We start from the raw sequence: 18,079 nt of genomic DNA on the forward strand, positions 1-18,079 counted from the left end.
GTTTTCCTTGGTTGCTCAACGACGTGTTTCACCATGCTCGCAGCTAGGGGCTGCTATTTCTCACGCCTTTGCTTATATGGCCGTCTTGGGCGCCAGTTAGACCAAGACGGCAAAGCCAAATGTCTGCCGTAAAGGCGGGTTGATTTGAACAGAGAGCAAAGACCGGCGTCCTATACGATCCGGCACCGGAGTGAGATGCGGGTTCTACATTTTTTCAAGACCTATTGGCCCGATACTTTTGGCGGAGTTGAGCGGACAATTCATGCGATCGCTAAAGGGACGACCAAATCCGGGATTCAATCTGACGTACTTTCGTTGAGCAAGGCTCCGGAACGGGAAAGTCGGGAGTTTGACGGTCACATCGCTCACAAGGCCAAGCTCGATTTTGAGCTCGCTTCGACGGGCTTTTCGCGCGAGGTTTTTGCACGGTTTCGCGAGCTCAGCGAAAGGGCAGACATCATACACTATCACTTCCCATGGCCGGTAATGGACATCGTTCACCTGACCTCACGGCTAAAAAAGCCGACAATCGTCACCTACCATTCGGATATCGTGAAGCAGCGAGTTCTCTTGCAGCTTTATAAGCCGGTCATGCATCGATTTTTAGCGAGTGTTGACAGGATTGTGGCTACGTCACCGAACTACGTTGCAACGAGCGAAGTATTGCAGCACTACAGAGCCAAGACGACAGTCATCCCGCTTGGCCTAGATGAGCAGGATTATCCGCGCGCATCCGAGGTTGTGAAGGCATGCTGGCGAGCTAGATATCCCAAGCCGTTTTTTCTCTTTGTTGGTGTTCTGCGTTACTACAAAGGGGTTCATATCCTCTTGGAGGCCGCCAGGCAGACTGAGCTAGATATCTTGCTGGTCGGGGAAGGGCCAATGGAGGCCTCACTAAAGGCTTATGCGAATGACCACCGCCTCGGAAACGTCCATTTTCTTGGCGCACTGTCGGATGCCGATAAGTCGGCTCTCCTCGAACTGAGCACTGGCTTCGTATTTCCATCGCACCTACGCTCCGAGGCGTTTGGCCTTTCACTTGTAGAGGCGGCAATGTTCGGGAAGCCGATGATCTCCTGCGAAATCGGAACCGGGACATCCTTCGTGAATGTCGAGGGCGAGACGGGGTTCGTCGTCCGCCCCGACAACTCGATAGAGTTGGCAGCCGCGATGACACGGCTTTCGCACAGCGACGATCTAGTTCGTTCGATGGGCACTGCCGCGCGGGCGAGGTATCAAAGCTTGCTTACTGCAGAGAGGATGGCAACGTCGTACGCAGATCTCTATGGGACTCTGGCTGGCACTGACGGACCCAATGTCTCCTCCTGAGATAGCGCGTCATACCATGTGCGCGCGCTGTGGCGTCGGACTCCGATTAGCTAACTAGTTTCGGCCACCGAGGGTCTCTTCAAAAACCCGTGACAACGCCAAGGCACTCGTTCGCCAATCGAACCTTCCTGCGTTAGCCCTAGCTGCAGAGCTGAGTTTCGAATACAGAGATACGTCGGTGGCAAGGCGTTCGAGCCCATCTGCTATCGATTGAACGCTCGATGGCTCCACCAGCAGCGCGGCTTCTCCCCCAACTTCTGGCATCGACGAAGTATTGGACGTCAGCGCTGGAATACCCGCCGCGTTTGCCTCGATTATGGGTAGGCCGAATCCCTCGTAGTGAGATGGCATCGCAAGAAACTTGGCGGTCTGATAAAGTGCTCCGAGCTCGGCATCGGAGACAAACCCTGTCAAGCGGACATTTGCGCTCAATTCTAGTCTCGTGATTTCCGCCTCGAGGTCGCCAAGCGCCCAACCTTGCCCTCCGGCAATAACAAGGAGGAGTCCAGCTCGAACGGATTCCGGCAGCGCGGCAAAGGCTTCCAGTAGTCCGATCAAATTTTTCCGCGGTTCAAGAGTTCCAACGAAAAGCACGAATGGACGGTCGATATTTTGACTGTCGAGTATTTCGGCCGACATTCCACTTTTGAGGGGTGTACATCCCGGATAGACAACGTCGATCTTATCCTCTGCCCAAGGGTATAAGGCAGCAACAGCCGACCTTGTTGCGTAGGACACCGATACAATGCGATCCGCTCTTCGTATGGACCGTCCCATGAAAACTCGTTCACCGAGCCAACCGCGAAATCGCATTGTACCCGAGGCATGGTACCAAACGAGGTCATGTATCGTGAGCACTTGAGGTACCGCAATACTGCCCAAAATCGGCAGGCGATGCGCGGGTCCCCAAAGAATGTCTAGCTGATCTTGTCGTGCCAGCTTCGGCAACCGCGTGTTGCCCCATAAAATCCGCGGCAAAGCACCGTTGAACTGTGAAACATTCTGAACGACGCCAGGCGGGATGGATTCTGCATCGGAAGGCGGCTCAGGAAGATACAATAAGACGTCGTGCCCGAGTTCAGCCAGATGCCGGCTTGTCTCGATCACATAACGTCCAATGCCCGACAGCTTTGGAACTAGATTTCGGGCATCGATACCAATTCTCATCTTAGTGATCACTTGACCCGGCGAGCAGGGGCACCCACGTACACCCCTGGTTCATCAATGCTAGTCGTTACCACTGCACCCGCACCGATCACCACATCATCGCATACGGAGACTGAGTCAATTACAACAGCGCCAGCCCCGACAAAAACGCTTCGTCCGATCTTGGCGCGGCCCGCGACCACGGCATTTACAGAAACGTGGGTGTAGTCCCCGATCACTGCTTCGTGTTCAATAATAGATTGAGTGTTCAAGATAACGCCCCTTCCTACAACGGCTCCAGGTCCGATATGCGCGCCGTGGCCTACAAAAGTCGCTTGTCCAACATTGGCCTCCAGGCCAAGCCGTGCGCTGGGTGAGATCAAAGTTGCCCATTTTGCTGACGGACGCTCGATCTGAGCGCGTCGCCGAATATTGTCGCCCGCTGCGGGAAAGAATCGCCAAGTAGGCTCTGGATATGGAAGCTCCCGAACTGTCCGGTAGCTTGAAAAGCGCTCGCCATCTTTGACGTTTGGATCAATGAATACGATGCTGTTCCAGCCCACCGACACAGCTATATCAGCTACGCTGCGTGCGTGTCCCCCAAATCCCAAAATATAAAGACCACCCGGAAGCTTCTGAGCCGAGAGGGAGTCAATTGTCGACACCATTTTGCCCTTTACGTTTCAGATATCGGAGCACCATGCGCCACAGTTCGAGAATGCTATTAATTTCAACATGTCACATTCGATTTGAAAACAAGCTTATGATTTCCCGACCAGCTTCTTGATGGCTTTCGCCATCCGCATGATCTTGGAGTTTTCAAGAGCTTTGATCACCCTCACTAATTCAGCCTCTCGCGCTATGAGCCAATCTCTCTCTCTTCCCAAGGCCTCATACTGGGTTACCAACAGCTGATGGTCCTTTCCCAACGCCTCATACTGTGCCTTCGGAATAGTGTCTTCATGCACGAGGGCGGCGCGCCTAAAAGCAAAAAGCGAAAGCATGTCAGCACGGATAAAGTAGGCATTTGCCCACGAGTGAATGTCGTAGTGATATCCAAGCGAGGCCATTGCAGAGACCAGCACGGTAAGGTCGATATGGCCGAACTCAACGCACATCACGCTGGGGAGTATTGATGTGCCTTTCATCCCTTCGAGGACAGATAGCTCATGGCCCTCCACATCAAGAACGAACAGATCGACATGCCGAATGTTTTCGCGCGCTACAAAATCGCGCCAGGTTAGAGTCTCAACAGTGAACTCTTCGAATGTGCAGTTCCGGTCAATTAGCTCCTGTATATGGGACTCCGAGTGGCTGATAGAGCCATTGCCGAAGTCTTGCCCAAGGCTGGGATGCACCGCATGCCGGAAAGTGGTGCTGCCGCTTTCGCCTGACAACGCAATCTGTAGGTTCTTGCTGTTGGGTCTATTGGCAACGAGTTTCTGAAAGAGATACGGCACCGCCTCGATGTTGTAACCGCTCCAGCCAGCCGCTTCTTCGAAAAATCGACAAGAGCTGTCGATCGCACCATCAAATGCCCCGCATTCCACAAATACGCCTTTGATGTTCACATCAGGGAAATATCGTTCGAACAAGAACCGATCCACCGGGGGATCAAACTGACCATAGAACTTCATCGATCGTCCGTTTCTCAGCCCATTCGCAGGCCCAATTGCAAGCGAATGCGGTCGCATAACCCAATACCGATCTGCACGTTCTGGCAAGAGGCCTGTAGCCAACAAACGGACCAAGCTTCCAACACCCGAATACCTAGGCGTGACTGGTGATCGCAACGGATCGGCCAATTCGAAGAATATGTCGCACAGAGCGGCAGGGACGAGCAGAGAGCCAACCGCACAAGACGAGTAACATCGCGGCATCTTGGTTAACGGCGGTCAGGACCAACGCTCGCCGAAGCAGGCCCTGCCTAATCACGCCTTATGGATCAGATCAGACGTCGAGCATTCTCGCCAATGTGCTTTGACGTGATCAATCATCTCAAAGCGAAGCTAAGATAGCTTTGGCTAGTCCTCATCTCGAGTTGCCATCGCTACCGCCTTCATCGACCACCTCCGTGTTTTACAGCAGATCTGTTCAATGCCCCTATGTATTCGCTGACAACCTCGCGCCATGAGCGGGATGCTAGATGCCGATCGTAGAAACCTCGTTGCACGGCATAAAGGTCATCGATATCCTCCAGAGCGCGCCGGATAGCCCTAGCGATGTCCTTGTAATCGAACCCATCAAAAAATGTGCGGTCCGCGACCGCTTGGTCCACTATGATCTCTCTGGATACCGGGATGTCCGACATTAGGGCAGGGGTCCCGACGGAAACGCTTTCAGTAAAGGTGAAAGGCATGCCGCCTTCAGCGAGAGAGGGGTTGACCGCCAGTGTCGCCAGTCTGTAACAAGCAGCAAGTTCCTTTTCGCTCAGACCGCGAACAAACAGCACATCATCGTGCAGCCGGTTCTCGTTCATGAAGTGCGCGACATCCGAAGATTCCCGCCAATCGCCTGTCATCAGAAGCTTGTAGGGCAGGTTCTGCGTTCGACGCAGGTAGTGGTACGCCCGAAGAAGGCTCATCACGTTCTTGTTGGGCCTTATTTGACTGGCATAAAAAAGGAAGCCAAGGTCTTTCGACGCGTACCATCTCGCGTTCGCATTATTTATTGTCTTAGCCAGGGCACCCCATAGATGCTGTGCGCTCAGTGTATCGGTCGCCTCATCGTCATTGACGAAGCCGGTAATATTAACCAGATGGTCCAAGCGGTTAGCGCCATGAGGAATAACCTCGACACGGGCCGGATCGATATGGAACCGATCGGCCAGAGTTCCGTCGCGGATCTCCTTGCTGTACGTGATGAAGCGGTCCCCGCCTTCAATCGCCGCCTCGATCCGTCTGAAGTCATGCATCCGGCGATCGCCATTGGGCTCTTCTGTAGCAAAGGCGACGGAGTAGTGCACAGGGACAACATCAGGGACGCATAACAATCGAGGGCGATGAATCTTGTTGAACTCTGGCCAAAAGGCGGTCGGAGAATACCAAGCTACTACGTCGCGAAGTCCGTTCGCCACATCCGCCACCGCAGTTGCCTCTGCATCGCACATAAGTCGATACGCGTTGTGACTGATCCTGGTAAGGCGACCGCCGCTATTCAAACGCCGTTTTGCTCGCGTGAGGCGCGACCCAATTCGCAGCTTCGCTGTCGTTCTGACTACCAATGCGACGACAGGGCTCAGAGCAGCGCCTAGCAAGACCAATGGTGCAAAGATAAACGCCACTAGCAAGGCCGCAATGGCGACCAATGGACTTCTCGATCTAGCGATTGAGAAGGTCAGAAACCGAAACTTAGCGTAGAGAAATTGCTTGGCCTTCCGCAGACGCCCCTTTCCCAGCTTTCGGCGAACCTGTTTCTTCCGTTCCGAAATTGCTGTCGCGGCTCCATACAGCAAGCTCAGCAGCGACGGTCTCTTTGGAGAGAAAATTTCAAAATCGTAAACATCTAGATCGAAGTTTTCCAACAGCTCCCGTAGAGGTGCGTCGAGCCACCGTGGTGCGGCGATAACAAATTTCGCGTCATCGAAATTCCTCGTGGCCTTGAGGAACTCGGCCAGGTGGCGACCCAAACCTTCGGTCCGCAAATCTACACGAGGCCCATAGGCTAGATAAATTCCGTACTTCGTCACAGGCATTCCATTACCACTTCAAAGAGTGAAGCCCCCTTAGAGCTTTCATCGATAACATGCATGATTGTCGGGTCTACCCCTTCCATCGACGCAATGTGGGATCGAGTCGCTTCGCTGCGGATAACCACAGCATCCGCGCGAGGCACCAACCCCATCCTCGCAAGGTGGACATCATTCTTTTTGGGCTTCGAGTAGCTTGTCACGTCTTCAGTGATAAAAGCCAGAATTGGCTTGAGCGGCAGCACTGGTTTGTCCATGCGCCCGCCCACGATCAGCCACAAATCACAATCTTGGAAAAAATTGATTTGATCGTCCGGCACCATCATGGCCCCGCCATCCAAGGCGGCCTCGGCCCCGGCGTATGCTAATGACCGTTCGGCCTGCGCTAGCGAAATCTCCCTCCAATTGAAAATCCGTACTGCCAGATCTTCAATCTCATCCACGGTCTGCTCCAGTTCGGCAGGCTTAACCTTCTTGGTGACTTTCCCCTTTTTTCCGCGCAGAACCTTCGGTTTCTCAACCCCCAAGACAACCCTCAAAGGTTCGTTCGCTTCCTTAGATTGCCGATCGATATCGCGTGCGGTTTGCAGACCTTGATCCAGATTTTCGTAACTGGTGAGAACGGCAACGCGGCGCTGTCTCGTTGTCTCAGTCGTCTGTCTCTTGGCAGCAAAATCCCTCACAGTATGAAGGCCGACCTCCCAATGATGGATAAGGTTCTTCTCCTTCATCTCTTCGAGAAGTATCCTCTGCGTGCGACGAACATCCTGGATGAATTTTTCATCGCCATCCAGCAGCCGCTTTACTTTGCTGCGAGCCTCCTCCCAAGTCCGCGCACGACCGGGCAGCGAAGTTCCACCCATCCTGTCGAGCATTCCACCCGCCATAAAAATCAGGGGCATCCCCATCCGAACTGCCTCGAACGGGTGGTAGTGGATGTGGCGCGGCTCCCGACTATGATAGAACATGAGCTGCAGATGCCTCATGTTCTTTTGATGCTCTTCAAAGGGCAAGTAGCCGAGGACATTTGGATCATCGACAACGATCGATTGGGTTCCCCCAATGGCATAGGGGAAGCCTTTGAATTGCTTTTTGAATTCGTTGTAAATCTCAGCGTATGGCGGGTTAAAACCAATATCTGGACACACGAAGAATATTCTCTTGTCGCCTCCAGACCATACGGTAGGATCGGCGACATCCTCGGCCCCTGACATTCCCAGCGGAAGGTAAACGGTCTTCGATTGGAGCCACGGCTCTTCCACCTCGTGAAGATTCGAATAGCCTTCAGCGAACCAAAATCTTGACCCGAGTTTCTTGAATGCGGCTTTGGCACTGATGAAAGTTGGATGCGAAGTCAGGACTCGGCTGTATGTATTATCGCCGGCGAGGCCATAGGTTCTCCACAGCAACTCTCCGCTGAATCGACGGCACATCTTTTCGATGCCACGAACATTGAAGAGTATAAAGAACGCCATGTCGAAGTAGGCATTCGCTACTTCCCATGCCTTGCGATCAGGGCCCTCGTACCAGTCTGCTTTATTGAGGATTTCCAGAGCCTCGGGCGGAATGGTGAGATTGGCGTCCTCCCGATAATCTACAGAAGCGCTACGGAAATTGGCGTCATTGGGATAAATCTTAGGCGTGAACACCTCATAGCCAAGTTTTCTCAGCATCGGCACCTCAAACTTCCTGGCGGACGAGTGGTTCAACAGCCACATCACGCGTGGCGTGTTATCAACCCGGGCACTAATTTTCCGATGCATGCAACTCTCTTTGGCAGGTGACCGTTTGTGCGAACATCAACTAGTTGCACGGTGGCCTGTAGGTCAAGGAGATTCCAGCCGTTGACAGTTCCTCGCGCTGGATTGAATCTTCATTCAAACACTCCATCTGGATTCAATCCTCTGTACCAGCCGCGCATTTTGCCTGTTTCTGACAACCTCATCGTGATCACTCGGAACGTCGGGCCGGAAACGAGCCAAACAATCAGTATGGCCGGCAATAGGTTCGCTGGCGACAAGGGCGAACACAAGCTTTTCACATCGAATTGGCTTACTGAAATCCAACGATGTCAGACATGGTTCACTTTTTTGTAATGCGTGACCGCCTCTTCAATTGGGCCGTCGAAGACAATCTGACCATGATGGAACACCAGTCCGCGCTTGCAAATAGATTGCAGGGTTTGAAAATCATGTGAAGCCAACAAAAGTATCTCGGCCTTCTCCACAAGGTCTCCAATACGCTTGCGTGCCTTGATCATGAAGTTTGCGTCACCAGCTCCAATAACTTCATCCAGCAGCAGGATATCTCCACCGACCGCGGTTGAGATCGCAAAGGCAAGGCGCACTTGCATGCCAGCCGAATAGGTCTTGATTGGGTAATCGATGAACTCGCCTATATCAGCGAACTCAACGATCTCTCTTTCGAGCGATCGCATGAATTTTGGAGTGAGCCCCAGAAGCAGCCCACGGTAGAGGATGTTTTCCCGGCCAGTGGCATCGGGTTCGAACCCGAGGCTTATGTCGAAGAGAGATCTGACCGTACCCTCAACGGTCCTTTTACCCGACGAAATGGGATACAGCCCCGCTACCATCTTGAGGAACGTGCTTTTTCCAGCACCGTTATGCCCAAGCAGCCCCACTCGCTCCCCCGGAACAATGCTCAAGCTTACATCCTTTAATGCATGGATGTCCGCGATTGTCTTCCGCGCTCCAGGGCCCTTTACCATGGATGCGAGCATTGTCTTCAGGGAGCGTTCTTTGAAAGCGACGGAGGCATAGTGAAGATTCACGTCGCTCAATACGATCTTGTTTGTCATAGGTAAAAGATCACCCGCTTTTCTGCACGTCTGCCAACAACGATTGCGACGCCCGCCAAAATGAATGCAGCACCGAGGCACCACAAATAGTTGGCGGCGGTCGGCCATTCGCCGTGAAGTAAGGGAGCGCGAACGATTTGGAGCAAATGATAGATTGGATTGTAGTCGAGCAGCACGTGAAGGTTGCCGTTGCGAAATACTGAGGGCTCGAAATAAACCGGCGATACAAACCAGATCGCTTGAAGAATGAGGCCAAGCGCGTGCGGCAGGTCGCGAAACCTGGCCGAAAAGTAGGCCATGATTGTCGCCCACGGCCATACGACCATTCCGATAAGCGGGAAAACGGAAAGTGCAGCAAGCCAACACCATCCGAAGTTTTGCGGCATGACCACTAGCACCCAGCCGATTAGACTTACACCCGCGAGGGCGAGAATTATCATTCCGGACAGGACGTTTCGCAGCGTGTAGATCGCCAGCGGATGCCGAGTCTGCTTTATGTACGCGTCCGCTTGGACAAACGCCAAAGCACCGCCTGTCACGTTGAAAACGATATATTCCCAGATAATTACGCCGGAGAGAATGTATGGCGCGTACTCTGCGATCGAGGATTTGAAAATTCGGCTGAAAACGATCGAGATCAGGATGGTCAAACCGAGCGGCTGTAGCATCGACCAGAATATGCCAAAGAACGACCTTCTCCAACGTGCTCGAAGATCAGACATCATTAGATGGACCCAGAAATACCGGGCCATCCAAATTCCCTTTGCGTAATCAAGCAACGATTTGCTCCGCCCGTTCAAGCTGCGGTATGATCAAAGAACTCGCATACCGATCCACAGATGTGATCAAGTTGCTCGTCAGTGAGACCCGGGTAACTAGGCAAGTTTATGCCCCGAGCGCTCAGGTTCTCACCGATCGGCAGCACTTGATCTGTCTGGCAATGCGGCATGCCGTGCGCCATAGGGAAGAATGGTCGGGTCTCGATGTTCCGTTCACTTAAGTGGGAACGCAACGAATCTCTCACCTCAGCTTGATCCACGATGAGCGAACACATCCAGTAAGAATGCGTGACATCGCCGACGGGAACATGAGTACGTGCGGGCAAGCCGCTAAACCGCAACGCGTAGTACTGAGCGATCTTGGATTTTCGCTGCAGAAAATCCTCCGCGAGTTCGAGCTGGGCCAAGCCGATCGCCGCTTGTATGTTCGTCATGCGATAGTTGAATGCCAGCATATCGTGCCAGTACTCGCGCGTGGGTGAAACACCCTGGCTCTTTAGTCGCCGGCACTTCTCCATGACGCCGTGATCGCGAGCCAAGACCATGCCGCCTTCACCAGTCGTTATTGTCTTGTTTCCGAAGAAGCTGAACGTTGCGGCATCACCGAAGGTGCCGACATGCTGTCCCTTCCATCGCGTGCCGAAGGCTTCGGCACAATCTTCGACCAGTAGAAGACCGCGGCGATGACATATTTCAACGATGGCATCCATATCACAGGGATGGCCATACAGATGGACAACCATTATCGCTTTGGTTCGCGGGGTAATTGCGGCTTCGACCAAGACCGGATCGACTTGAAGCGTGGCATCGAGCGAATCCACAAAAACAGGCCTCGCGCCCGTCTGAAGTATTGTGTTGACTGAAGCAATGTACGTGAAGCTGGGAACGATGACTTCGTCTCCCGGCCCTATGCCCAGCGCCTCGAGAGCGAGGTGAATAGCGACAGTGCCATTTGACACTGTTGTCGCAGCTTCCGCACCGACATAGCGCGCGAATGCGTCTTCAAATTTCGAAATGAACTGGCCCCGGGACGAGATCCAACCCGTCGAGAGACATTCGTTCACGTAGGCGGATACGTTTCCGCCGAGTTGGGGCTCATATACGGGAATACGGGACATAACTACTCTTTGCGAAGAAACGATTCGTAGCCACTCTCGGCCAGGAACTTTTCGCGCTGCGCGCTCTTCAGGTCCTCGGCAGCCATTTCCTTAACAAGCTCGATAAAGCTTGTCTTGGGAGACCATCCGAGCTTCTCTTTTGCCTTGGACGGATCGCCCAGCAAAGTCTCCACCTCTGCAGGCCTGAAATAGCGGGGATCGACAGCAACGATGCAGGCGCCTGTCTCTGCGTCGTAGCCTTTCTCCTCGACTCCTTCACCCTCCCAGCGGATAGAAAGACCGACTTCCTGGCCGGCGAGTTCTACGAACTCCCGCACTGAATGCTGTTCGCCGGTGGCAATGACATAATCCTCGGCTGTCTGCTGTTGAAGCATGAGCCACTGCATCTCGACATAGTCCCTTGCATGTCCCCAATCGCGGAGCGCATCGAGATTTCCAAGGAATAGCGTCTTCTGGGATCCGAGTTTAATGCGGGCGAGAGCGCGCGTAATTTTGCGCGTCACGAACGTTTCGCCGCGATTAGGAGACTCATGGTTAAAGAGAATCCCGTTGCAGGCATAAATTCCGTAAGCTTCCCGGTAGTTCACCGTAATCCAATACGCATAGAGCTTCGCAACCGCGTAAGGCGATCTCGGATAGAAGGGGGTTGTCTCTTTCTGAGGAACTTCCTGCACCAAGCCGTAAAGCTCTGATGTAGACGCCTGGTAGAAGCGAGTCTTCTTTTCCAAACCGAGAATCCTGATCGCTTCGAGGATTCTCAGGGCGCCAATGGCGTCCGAATTGGCCGTGTATTCAGGCTCTTCAAAGGAAACAGCAACGTGGCTCTGCGCAGCAAGATTGTAAATCTCGTCTGGCTGAACGAGCTGAATGATCCGCGTGAGGCTCGATGAATCCGTCAAGTCGCCATGATGCAGCGTCAGATCGACCCCGACATCATGTGGGTCGTGGTAAAGGTGGTCGATTCGATCTGTATTAAACAAGGACGTTCGGCGCCGAATGCCGTGAACCGAGTATCCTTTGTTAAGCAGGAACTCCGCAAGATAAGCTCCATCCTGCCCGGTAATGCCGGTGATGAGGGCGACCTTCTTTGTCATTTCTTCTCCGCAGTAGGGGGCGATTTGGATTCGACGCTCCCTTTGCTAAGAAAGCAGGACAGCCATCGCCAGCCGCAATTCGGGTGCTCTATAGCGGCTGATACCGGTAAAGTCGAATCTGAATTGGCCGACGGCAGGGCTGGGAACCTTATTGGTGTTGTGAACGCGGTGGATAAAGGCTTGTTCAAACATAAGCCATAGTGGGGCCGCTGTCCCTTCTTAAGGGCCTAAGGCATCAATGCGTCGATATTGGTCGTTGTCCGCCCTGCCGCGATATGCCTCGAGCGTTTGAGTCAACCAATCGGCAGACCGGGTCTAGGTACCGCTTACTCTTCACATCATGCGGGGGTTCGATGACGAGCCGCCATGATGGGAGTAGCTCGCGCAATTTGCGCGCAGAGATCGAATCGGTTCTGTCTATTGTGTCGAATGCGGGAAGTTTCTTGTGGTCAGGACGTGGACTTTGGATCTTCGGCCGGATCGCGCGTGACGATCTTATCTTGGACCGCGCACGCAAACATCAGGCACAGACACACCAAAAGAACAAGGACGAAGCCGATCAAGCCGATCATGATACCCGTGGCGATCAACCGCATTTCGGCATCCCGCTTAACCGCGAGCATAAATCGCGCGAGTGCTTGCATATTGGTGGCCACCACCCTGTTTGTCGGTGCATCCTCGATATCGATAAAGCGAGTCGAAGTAAACGACCACAACCAATCCACATAGTTTGCCCGAGTTGCCTGGCAAACGACGCTCGGCCAACGAGGTTAATTGGATGCGTCGTGGTTTCGGAAAGCGTGTGTGGAAGCGCTCCGAATGATTGAGTTGGGTTTGAGAGCAGGGCAGGGCGGGGTGCGCCTCGCATCGGAAGAGCCGCGACTGACCTTTAGCGCTAGCAAGTGAACGGGCGCAAAACCAAATCGAATTGAGAGTCTTCGCTTTTTAGGAATCTATGCAGACGAGCCCAGTGGCGGGGCGGCGACCACCGAACTATCGCGCATTCTACTCCAGTGCCTGTCTATGGTCCCGCAATTCAAAGCAGATGGAGAGGCTTAGATTTCGCCTACCAAGCTTTTATGCACCGGCCTGCGCCGCCATTGGCCAGTGCAATGGCGGCGCACCGCGCCTATTCCCGCCCGAACTCGTCGGAAACACGGATGATATCGTCCTCGCCGAGATAGGAGCCGGTCTGCACCTCGATCATCTCCAGCATGATCCGGCCGGGATTATAGAGGCGGTGCAGCTCGCCCTGGGGGATATAGACGGACTCGTTTTCGCGCACGAAAGTCACTTTATCGCCGACCGTCACCTCTGCAGTGCCTTTCACGCAGACCCAGTGTTCAGAACGGTGGAAATGCTTCTGCAGTGACAGTTTCTTGCCCGGCAAGACGAACAGGCGCTTCACCTGGAAACGATCGCCGTTGAATAGCGAGGTATATCCACCCCAAGGGCGATAGGACGTCGGGTGGGTTTCCGTCAGGCTCGACGTCGCGTTTGCATTAGCGAGATATTTCACAAGCTTACCGACTTCTTGAGCTTGGTCGAGTCGACCAACATAGACCGCGTCCTCGCTGGCGATTACGGCTACGTCCTTCAATCCTTGAACGGCGAGATGGGAGGCCCGCGAGAGGACCAACGAATTTTCGGTATTCATGACGGTGGCATGGCCGATGACGACGTTGCCTTTCTCGTCCTTTTCGCCGAGTTTCCAGACGGCATCCCAACTACCAAGATCCGACCATGCAAAGGCTGAGGTGATTACCGCGGCATTGGTTGTTTTCTCCATCACCGCATAGTCGATTGAAATATCGGGGCTTGCCTGAAAACTTGCTTCATCAAGACGAACGAAATCGAGATCGATTGCGGCTTGGGCAACCGCAGCCTCCGCTGCTACGTGCACCGTCGGTGCATAGGTTGATAGCTCGTTCAAGAGCAAGTCGGCCCGGCACATGAAAATGCCGGAGTTCCAGAAAAAGTTGCCAGCGGCCAGCATCTCTTCTGCGGCGGCAAATTGTGGCTTCTCAACGAAGCGCTTGACCTTATGCGCGCCTGTCGAAAGCGGTTCGCCCCGTTCGATATAACCATATCCGGTGGCGGGCTCGGTCGGCTTGATGCCGAATGTGACGATCTTGCCCGCCGCGGCGGTCTGGCGCGCTGATGCGATCGCCTCGTACCAATGCTCATTGGCATCGATTTCATGATCGGAAGCCAGAAGGTGAAGGATGGCATCCTCGCCGAACATCTGCTTCAAATAGAAAGCAGCGGCAGCGATGGCGGCAGCCGTATTGCGAGCCACCGGTTCGAGGATGATGGCCGACAGATCGACACCGACCTCGCGGGCCTGTTCGGCTACCGTGAATCGAAAATCCTGATTGGTGATGACGACAGGCGCCTCGTAGACCGTATCGTCCCTCACACGCTCAAGTGTTTCCTGGAACAAGGTCTTTTCATCAACGACTTTGATGAACTGTTTTGGCGCGCTCGATCGCGACAATGGCCAGAGGCGGGTGCCCTTACCACCGGCCATGATGACGGGAATGATCTTCTGAGTCATAAAAAATCTCCGGGTACGGACGGACCGTGTTTGTAGGGGCTCAACCGTTTACAGGCAATCGGGTCACTGAGCTTTCGCCCAGTCGCGAACAAGGGAAAGGCTTTTGTCTAGCAGCGACGAAGCAGCCGTCTCATCTTTGGCCTCGACATAGCAGCGCATTTCCGGCGCGTTGCCGGAAGGGCGAAGGTGAACGATGGAGCAGTCGGCGAGCGTAACGCGCAGGCCATCGATATCGCTGATCGAGCTAACAACTCCCAGCGGCTTGAGGAAAGCTGCAAGGTTTTCAGGAGTGGCACGCAGGTGTGCCATTAGCGCCGTACTTGTCTCCACAGCAAAGTCCTCGAGCCGGTCAGCAGCTGCCACAGGTAGGCGAAAATCGGCAGTGATGGCTGAAAGCGGTTTGCCCTGCTGTTTGACGAGAAACAATGTTGCAAGAATCGGCAGAAAGCTGTCGCGTGTTGGAAGGGAGCCCAGCGTTCCATTGGATAGGGCGAAAGCCGACTGAGTGAGCACACCACCATTTGCCTCGAAGCCCATTACCGCCATATCGCCCGCCGCGACTGCCTTGTTCATGCCTTCGATAACAAAGGGAGATCCGACTTTGGTTCGAGTAACGCGATAGCTACCAGCGGCCTCGATGCCGGAATTGGAGGTCACCGGTGTGACTACGACCTTCGCTCGAAGGAAACGCGCGACGATGAGCCCGAGCAGGTCACCACGAAGGGGCGTTCCCCCTTCATCTGCGACCAGCGGTCGGTCTCCATCGCCATCGGCGGAAACGATGGCATCGAGTGCATGCTCCGCCGCCCAACCACGCAAGAATTCAATCGTCTGCGCCGATACGGCTTCTGTATCGACCGGAATGAAATGGTCGGATCGTCCGAGTGCCACGACTTCCGCGCCATAGCCGGCGATCACGTCGTGCAGGCTGTCGCGGGCAACCGTGCTATGCTGGTAGACGCCGATTTTCAGGCCGGAAAGGGCGCCAGCCGGCAGAAGCGCGCTGTTGCGCGACAAGAAAAGAGCAACGGCGTGGTGCTTTTCGTTCGGCGCCTCTCCAGGCGTTAAATCTGTAATCGTGTCTCCGATATCGGCAGCGATGCGGGTGATTGCGAGTTCGTCGGTCTTGTCGATCTCGCCATCCGGGCGATAGAATTTGATACCGTTCCGATCTGCCGGGATATGCGAGCCTGTGACCATCAGCGACGCGCATTCTTTCGACATCGCATAGTATGCCAACGCCGGCGTGGGGATTGCGCCGCAGTCGACAGGCTGCAGGCCGGCGCGGGCGAGGGCCCCGATGCAGGTGGCGACAATGTCCGGGCTTGAGGGACGATAATCGCCAGCGACAAAGATGCGGTCTCCCGCCTTTGCCAATCCGGTATGCAGCAGATGTCTTGCAAATGCCGTTGAGTAGAGAGCCGATGCGTGGCCCTGAAGATCAGTGACAAGGCCGCGAAGACCGCTGGTGCCGAATTTCATGAAGTTCCCTAACGTCCACTGGCTTATGGACTGTGTCGGTAAGCCGTCATGCGCGAGTGTCAAGAGATTAGCGTCGGATATCGATAGTTTTCAAACAGGCGATAGCAAATCAGGCTTTGTCTCGCGGTCTTTCGTCAGTCGACATAATCGATTCTCTGCAAACGTCGGTGCAGAGAGTAGCGATGTCGCGAAGGCCAAGGAGCCGCCGGTGATGGAAACCAGGACCGTCGGCTCCTCGTCTCGCTCCTTCGATCGCCCGACGCGCTTCAGAGTTCGAAGGTATATTTGGTCTTTGCGAGCTTTGCCAAGTACTGGCCATAAGCGCTCTTGCCGAGCTCATCAGCGAGCTTCTGTAGGTGATTCTCATCAATATATCCCATGCGGTACGCCACCTCTTCCGGGCAGGCGATCTTGAAGCCCTGACGTCTTTCCAGGGTTCCAACGAAATCGGCAGCGTCCAGCAGGCTGTCCGGCGTGCCGGTATCGAGCCAGGCGTAACCGCGGCCCATTAGTTCAACTGTTAGCTGGCCACGCTCAAGATATGCGCGGTTGACGTCGGTAATCTCCAATTCCCCGCGCTGCGACGGTTTCAGGTTTGCGGCAATGTCGATAACCTGCTTGTCGTAGAAATAAAGGCCGGTAACAGCCCAATTACTCTTTGGCTTTGCCGGCTTTTCCTCGATCGAAAGCGCCTTCATGCTATCGTCAAACTCGACAACGCCGTAACGCTCCGGATCAGTGACGTGATAAGCGAAAACGCACGCGCCCGCGACCGTGGAAGCACCGGAGCGCAGAATCTGCGGCAGGCCGTGCCCGTAATAGATATTGTCGCCGAGAATCAGCGCCGACGGGTTTTCCCCGACGAAACCGGCACCGATGATGAAGGCCTGCGCGAGCCCGTCCGGGCTCGGCTGCACCGCGTATTCGATGGAGATACCCCACTGGCTGCCGTCGCCGAGCAACCGCTTGAAGGCGTCGTTGTCGTACGGCGTGGTGATGATCAAAATCTCCTTGATCCCCGCCATCATCAGTGTGGTTAGCGGATAGTAGATCATCGGCTTGTCGTAGACCGGCATGAGCTGTTTGGAGACAGCCTTGGTGATAGGATAAAGGCGAGAGCCGGAGCCGCCAGCGAGAATGATACCTTTCATGCTTGTTCCTTCCATTCGTGAAGCCCGAAGGCGCCTCCCTAGATCAAACGGTCCAGGACGACCTTTGCGGACACCCTCCAATCGGGCAGGACGATTCCGTAGGACTGTTTCAATTTCTCGTTCGAAAGCAGGGAGTTGGCCGGGCGCCTTGCAGGTGTCGGATACTCAGCCGTCGTGATCCGGCCAACTGACACGGCCTTGCCACTCTTCGTCAGCATGGCAGCGAAGATTGCCTCGGCGAAATCCGCCCATGTCGCCTCGCCGCTTCCGGTCAGGTGAAAGACGCCGCGCAGTTTCGGGTCCGGATCGACAGAAAGGCGCTTGACGATGGTTATCACAGCATCGGCGATATCAAGCGCGCTGGTTGGCGTGCCGTGCTGGTCGGCGACCACGTTCAACCTATCGCGGGTCTCGGCCAGCCGCAGCATGGTCTTTAGGAAGTTGGCGCCAAAGGGTGAGTAGACCCAGGAGGTGCGCAAAATGACGTGGTCCGAATTTGCAGCGGCGACGCCAAACTCACCCGCCAGTTTCGAGCGACCATAGGCCGATATCGGCCCGGCAGCGTCCGTCTCGAGATAAACACCCTGCTTGTCGCCGGGAAACACATAGTCTGTCGATAGGTGCACGACCGGAACGCCGAGTTCGCTTGCCGATTCCGCTATCGCCGTCGCTCCTTCTGCATTGATGGCGAAGGCCAGGGCTTCTTCGCTTTCAGCCTTGTCGACCGCCGTATACGCAGCGGCGGAAACGATAGCATCCGGCCTGATTTGTGAAAGGACGGTACGAATCGCGTTCCGATCGACGAGATCGAGCTCCGGACGGCCAACGGCGACGATATCTACACCGGCCGCCGGACCGCGTTCTAAAAGAGCCGAGACAACCTGGCCCTGTTTTCCTGTCACCGCAATGCGCATGGC

At 54.7% G+C, this 18,079-nt stretch carries 15 protein-coding genes; 1 reads left to right on the plus strand and 14 read right to left on the minus strand.

The features are described 5' to 3' along the window. The first annotated feature begins 195 nt into the window (after nt 1-195). A complete protein-coding gene (locus FHT76_RS17150; protein WP_259185737.1) occupies nt 196-1,329 on the plus strand; it encodes a glycosyltransferase family 4 protein in 1,134 nt (377 codons plus the stop codon). 54 nt (nt 1,330-1,383) lie between these two features. Here the strand turns inward: FHT76_RS17150 and FHT76_RS17155 are convergent, their stop codons facing one another. From FHT76_RS17155 to rfbD, 14 genes are all read right to left on the minus strand, one after another. Beyond that, nucleotides 1,384-2,496: a glycosyltransferase family 1 protein gene (locus tag FHT76_RS17155; RefSeq protein WP_259185715.1), complete on the minus strand. Its 1,113-nt coding sequence runs from the start codon at nt 2,494-2,496 to the stop codon at nt 1,384-1,386. 8 nt (nt 2,497-2,504) lie between these two features. Further along, a complete protein-coding gene (locus FHT76_RS17160; protein WP_259185716.1) occupies nt 2,505-3,143 on the minus strand; it encodes a NeuD/PglB/VioB family sugar acetyltransferase in 639 nt (212 codons plus the stop codon). 93 nt (nt 3,144-3,236) lie between these two features. Next, nucleotides 3,237-4,112, minus strand: a complete 876-nt coding sequence (locus tag FHT76_RS17165; protein WP_259185717.1) for an FkbM family methyltransferase — start codon at nt 4,110-4,112, stop codon at nt 3,237-3,239. Nucleotides 4,113-4,534: 422 nt separating this feature from the next. After that, nucleotides 4,535-6,169: a glycosyltransferase gene (locus tag FHT76_RS17170; RefSeq protein ID WP_259185718.1), complete on the minus strand. Its 1,635-nt coding sequence runs from the start codon at nt 6,167-6,169 to the stop codon at nt 4,535-4,537. Beyond that, on the minus strand, nt 6,160-7,926 hold the full coding sequence (locus FHT76_RS17175) for a hypothetical protein (protein WP_259185719.1): 1,767 nt from the start codon (nt 7,924-7,926) through the stop codon (nt 6,160-6,162). The genes FHT76_RS17170 and FHT76_RS17175 overlap by 10 nt, the downstream gene beginning before the upstream one ends. Before the next feature lie 308 nt (nt 7,927-8,234). Then, nucleotides 8,235-8,981, minus strand: coding sequence for an ABC transporter ATP-binding protein (locus FHT76_RS17180; protein ID WP_259185720.1), 747 nt, complete (start codon nt 8,979-8,981; stop codon nt 8,235-8,237). Beyond that, a complete protein-coding gene (locus tag FHT76_RS17185; protein ID WP_405049505.1) occupies nt 8,978-9,760 on the minus strand; it encodes an ABC transporter permease in 783 nt (260 codons plus the stop codon). The genes FHT76_RS17180 and FHT76_RS17185 overlap by 4 nt, the downstream gene beginning before the upstream one ends. Nucleotides 9,761-9,777: 17 nt before the next feature. Beyond that, the gene (locus tag FHT76_RS17190; RefSeq protein ID WP_259185721.1) at nt 9,778-10,878 is read right to left on the minus strand and encodes a DegT/DnrJ/EryC1/StrS aminotransferase family protein; all 1,101 of its coding nucleotides are present in this window, start codon (nt 10,876-10,878) and stop codon (nt 9,778-9,780) included. A gap of 2 nt (nt 10,879-10,880) precedes the next feature. After that, nucleotides 10,881-11,972, minus strand: coding sequence for a GDP-mannose 4,6-dehydratase (gene gmd / locus FHT76_RS17195; RefSeq protein WP_259185722.1), 1,092 nt, complete (start codon nt 11,970-11,972; stop codon nt 10,881-10,883). Between the two features lie 449 nt (nt 11,973-12,421). Beyond that, the gene (locus FHT76_RS17200; RefSeq protein WP_259185723.1) at nt 12,422-12,697 is read right to left on the minus strand and encodes a hypothetical protein; all 276 of its coding nucleotides are present in this window, start codon (nt 12,695-12,697) and stop codon (nt 12,422-12,424) included. A 404-nt stretch (nt 12,698-13,101) separates the two neighbouring features. Continuing rightward, entirely contained in the window at nt 13,102-14,529 is a 1,428-nt protein-coding gene (locus FHT76_RS17205; protein WP_259185724.1) for a mannose-1-phosphate guanylyltransferase/mannose-6-phosphate isomerase, read from the minus strand. A 63-nt stretch (nt 14,530-14,592) separates the two neighbouring features. After that, nucleotides 14,593-16,011 (minus strand): phosphomannomutase, encoded by a 1,419-nt coding sequence (locus FHT76_RS17210; RefSeq protein ID WP_259185725.1) that lies wholly within the window; start codon nt 16,009-16,011, stop codon nt 14,593-14,595. A gap of 266 nt (nt 16,012-16,277) precedes the next feature. Continuing rightward, entirely contained in the window at nt 16,278-17,162 is an 885-nt protein-coding gene (rfbA, locus tag FHT76_RS17215) for a glucose-1-phosphate thymidylyltransferase RfbA (protein WP_259185726.1), read from the minus strand. A gap of 38 nt (nt 17,163-17,200) precedes the next feature. Next, nucleotides 17,201-18,076 (minus strand): dTDP-4-dehydrorhamnose reductase, encoded by an 876-nt coding sequence (rfbD, locus tag FHT76_RS17220; protein WP_259185727.1) that lies wholly within the window; start codon nt 18,074-18,076, stop codon nt 17,201-17,203. Between the last annotated feature and the right edge of the window lie 3 nt (nt 18,077-18,079).

The organism is Rhizobium sp. BK176 (genome assembly GCF_024808055.1).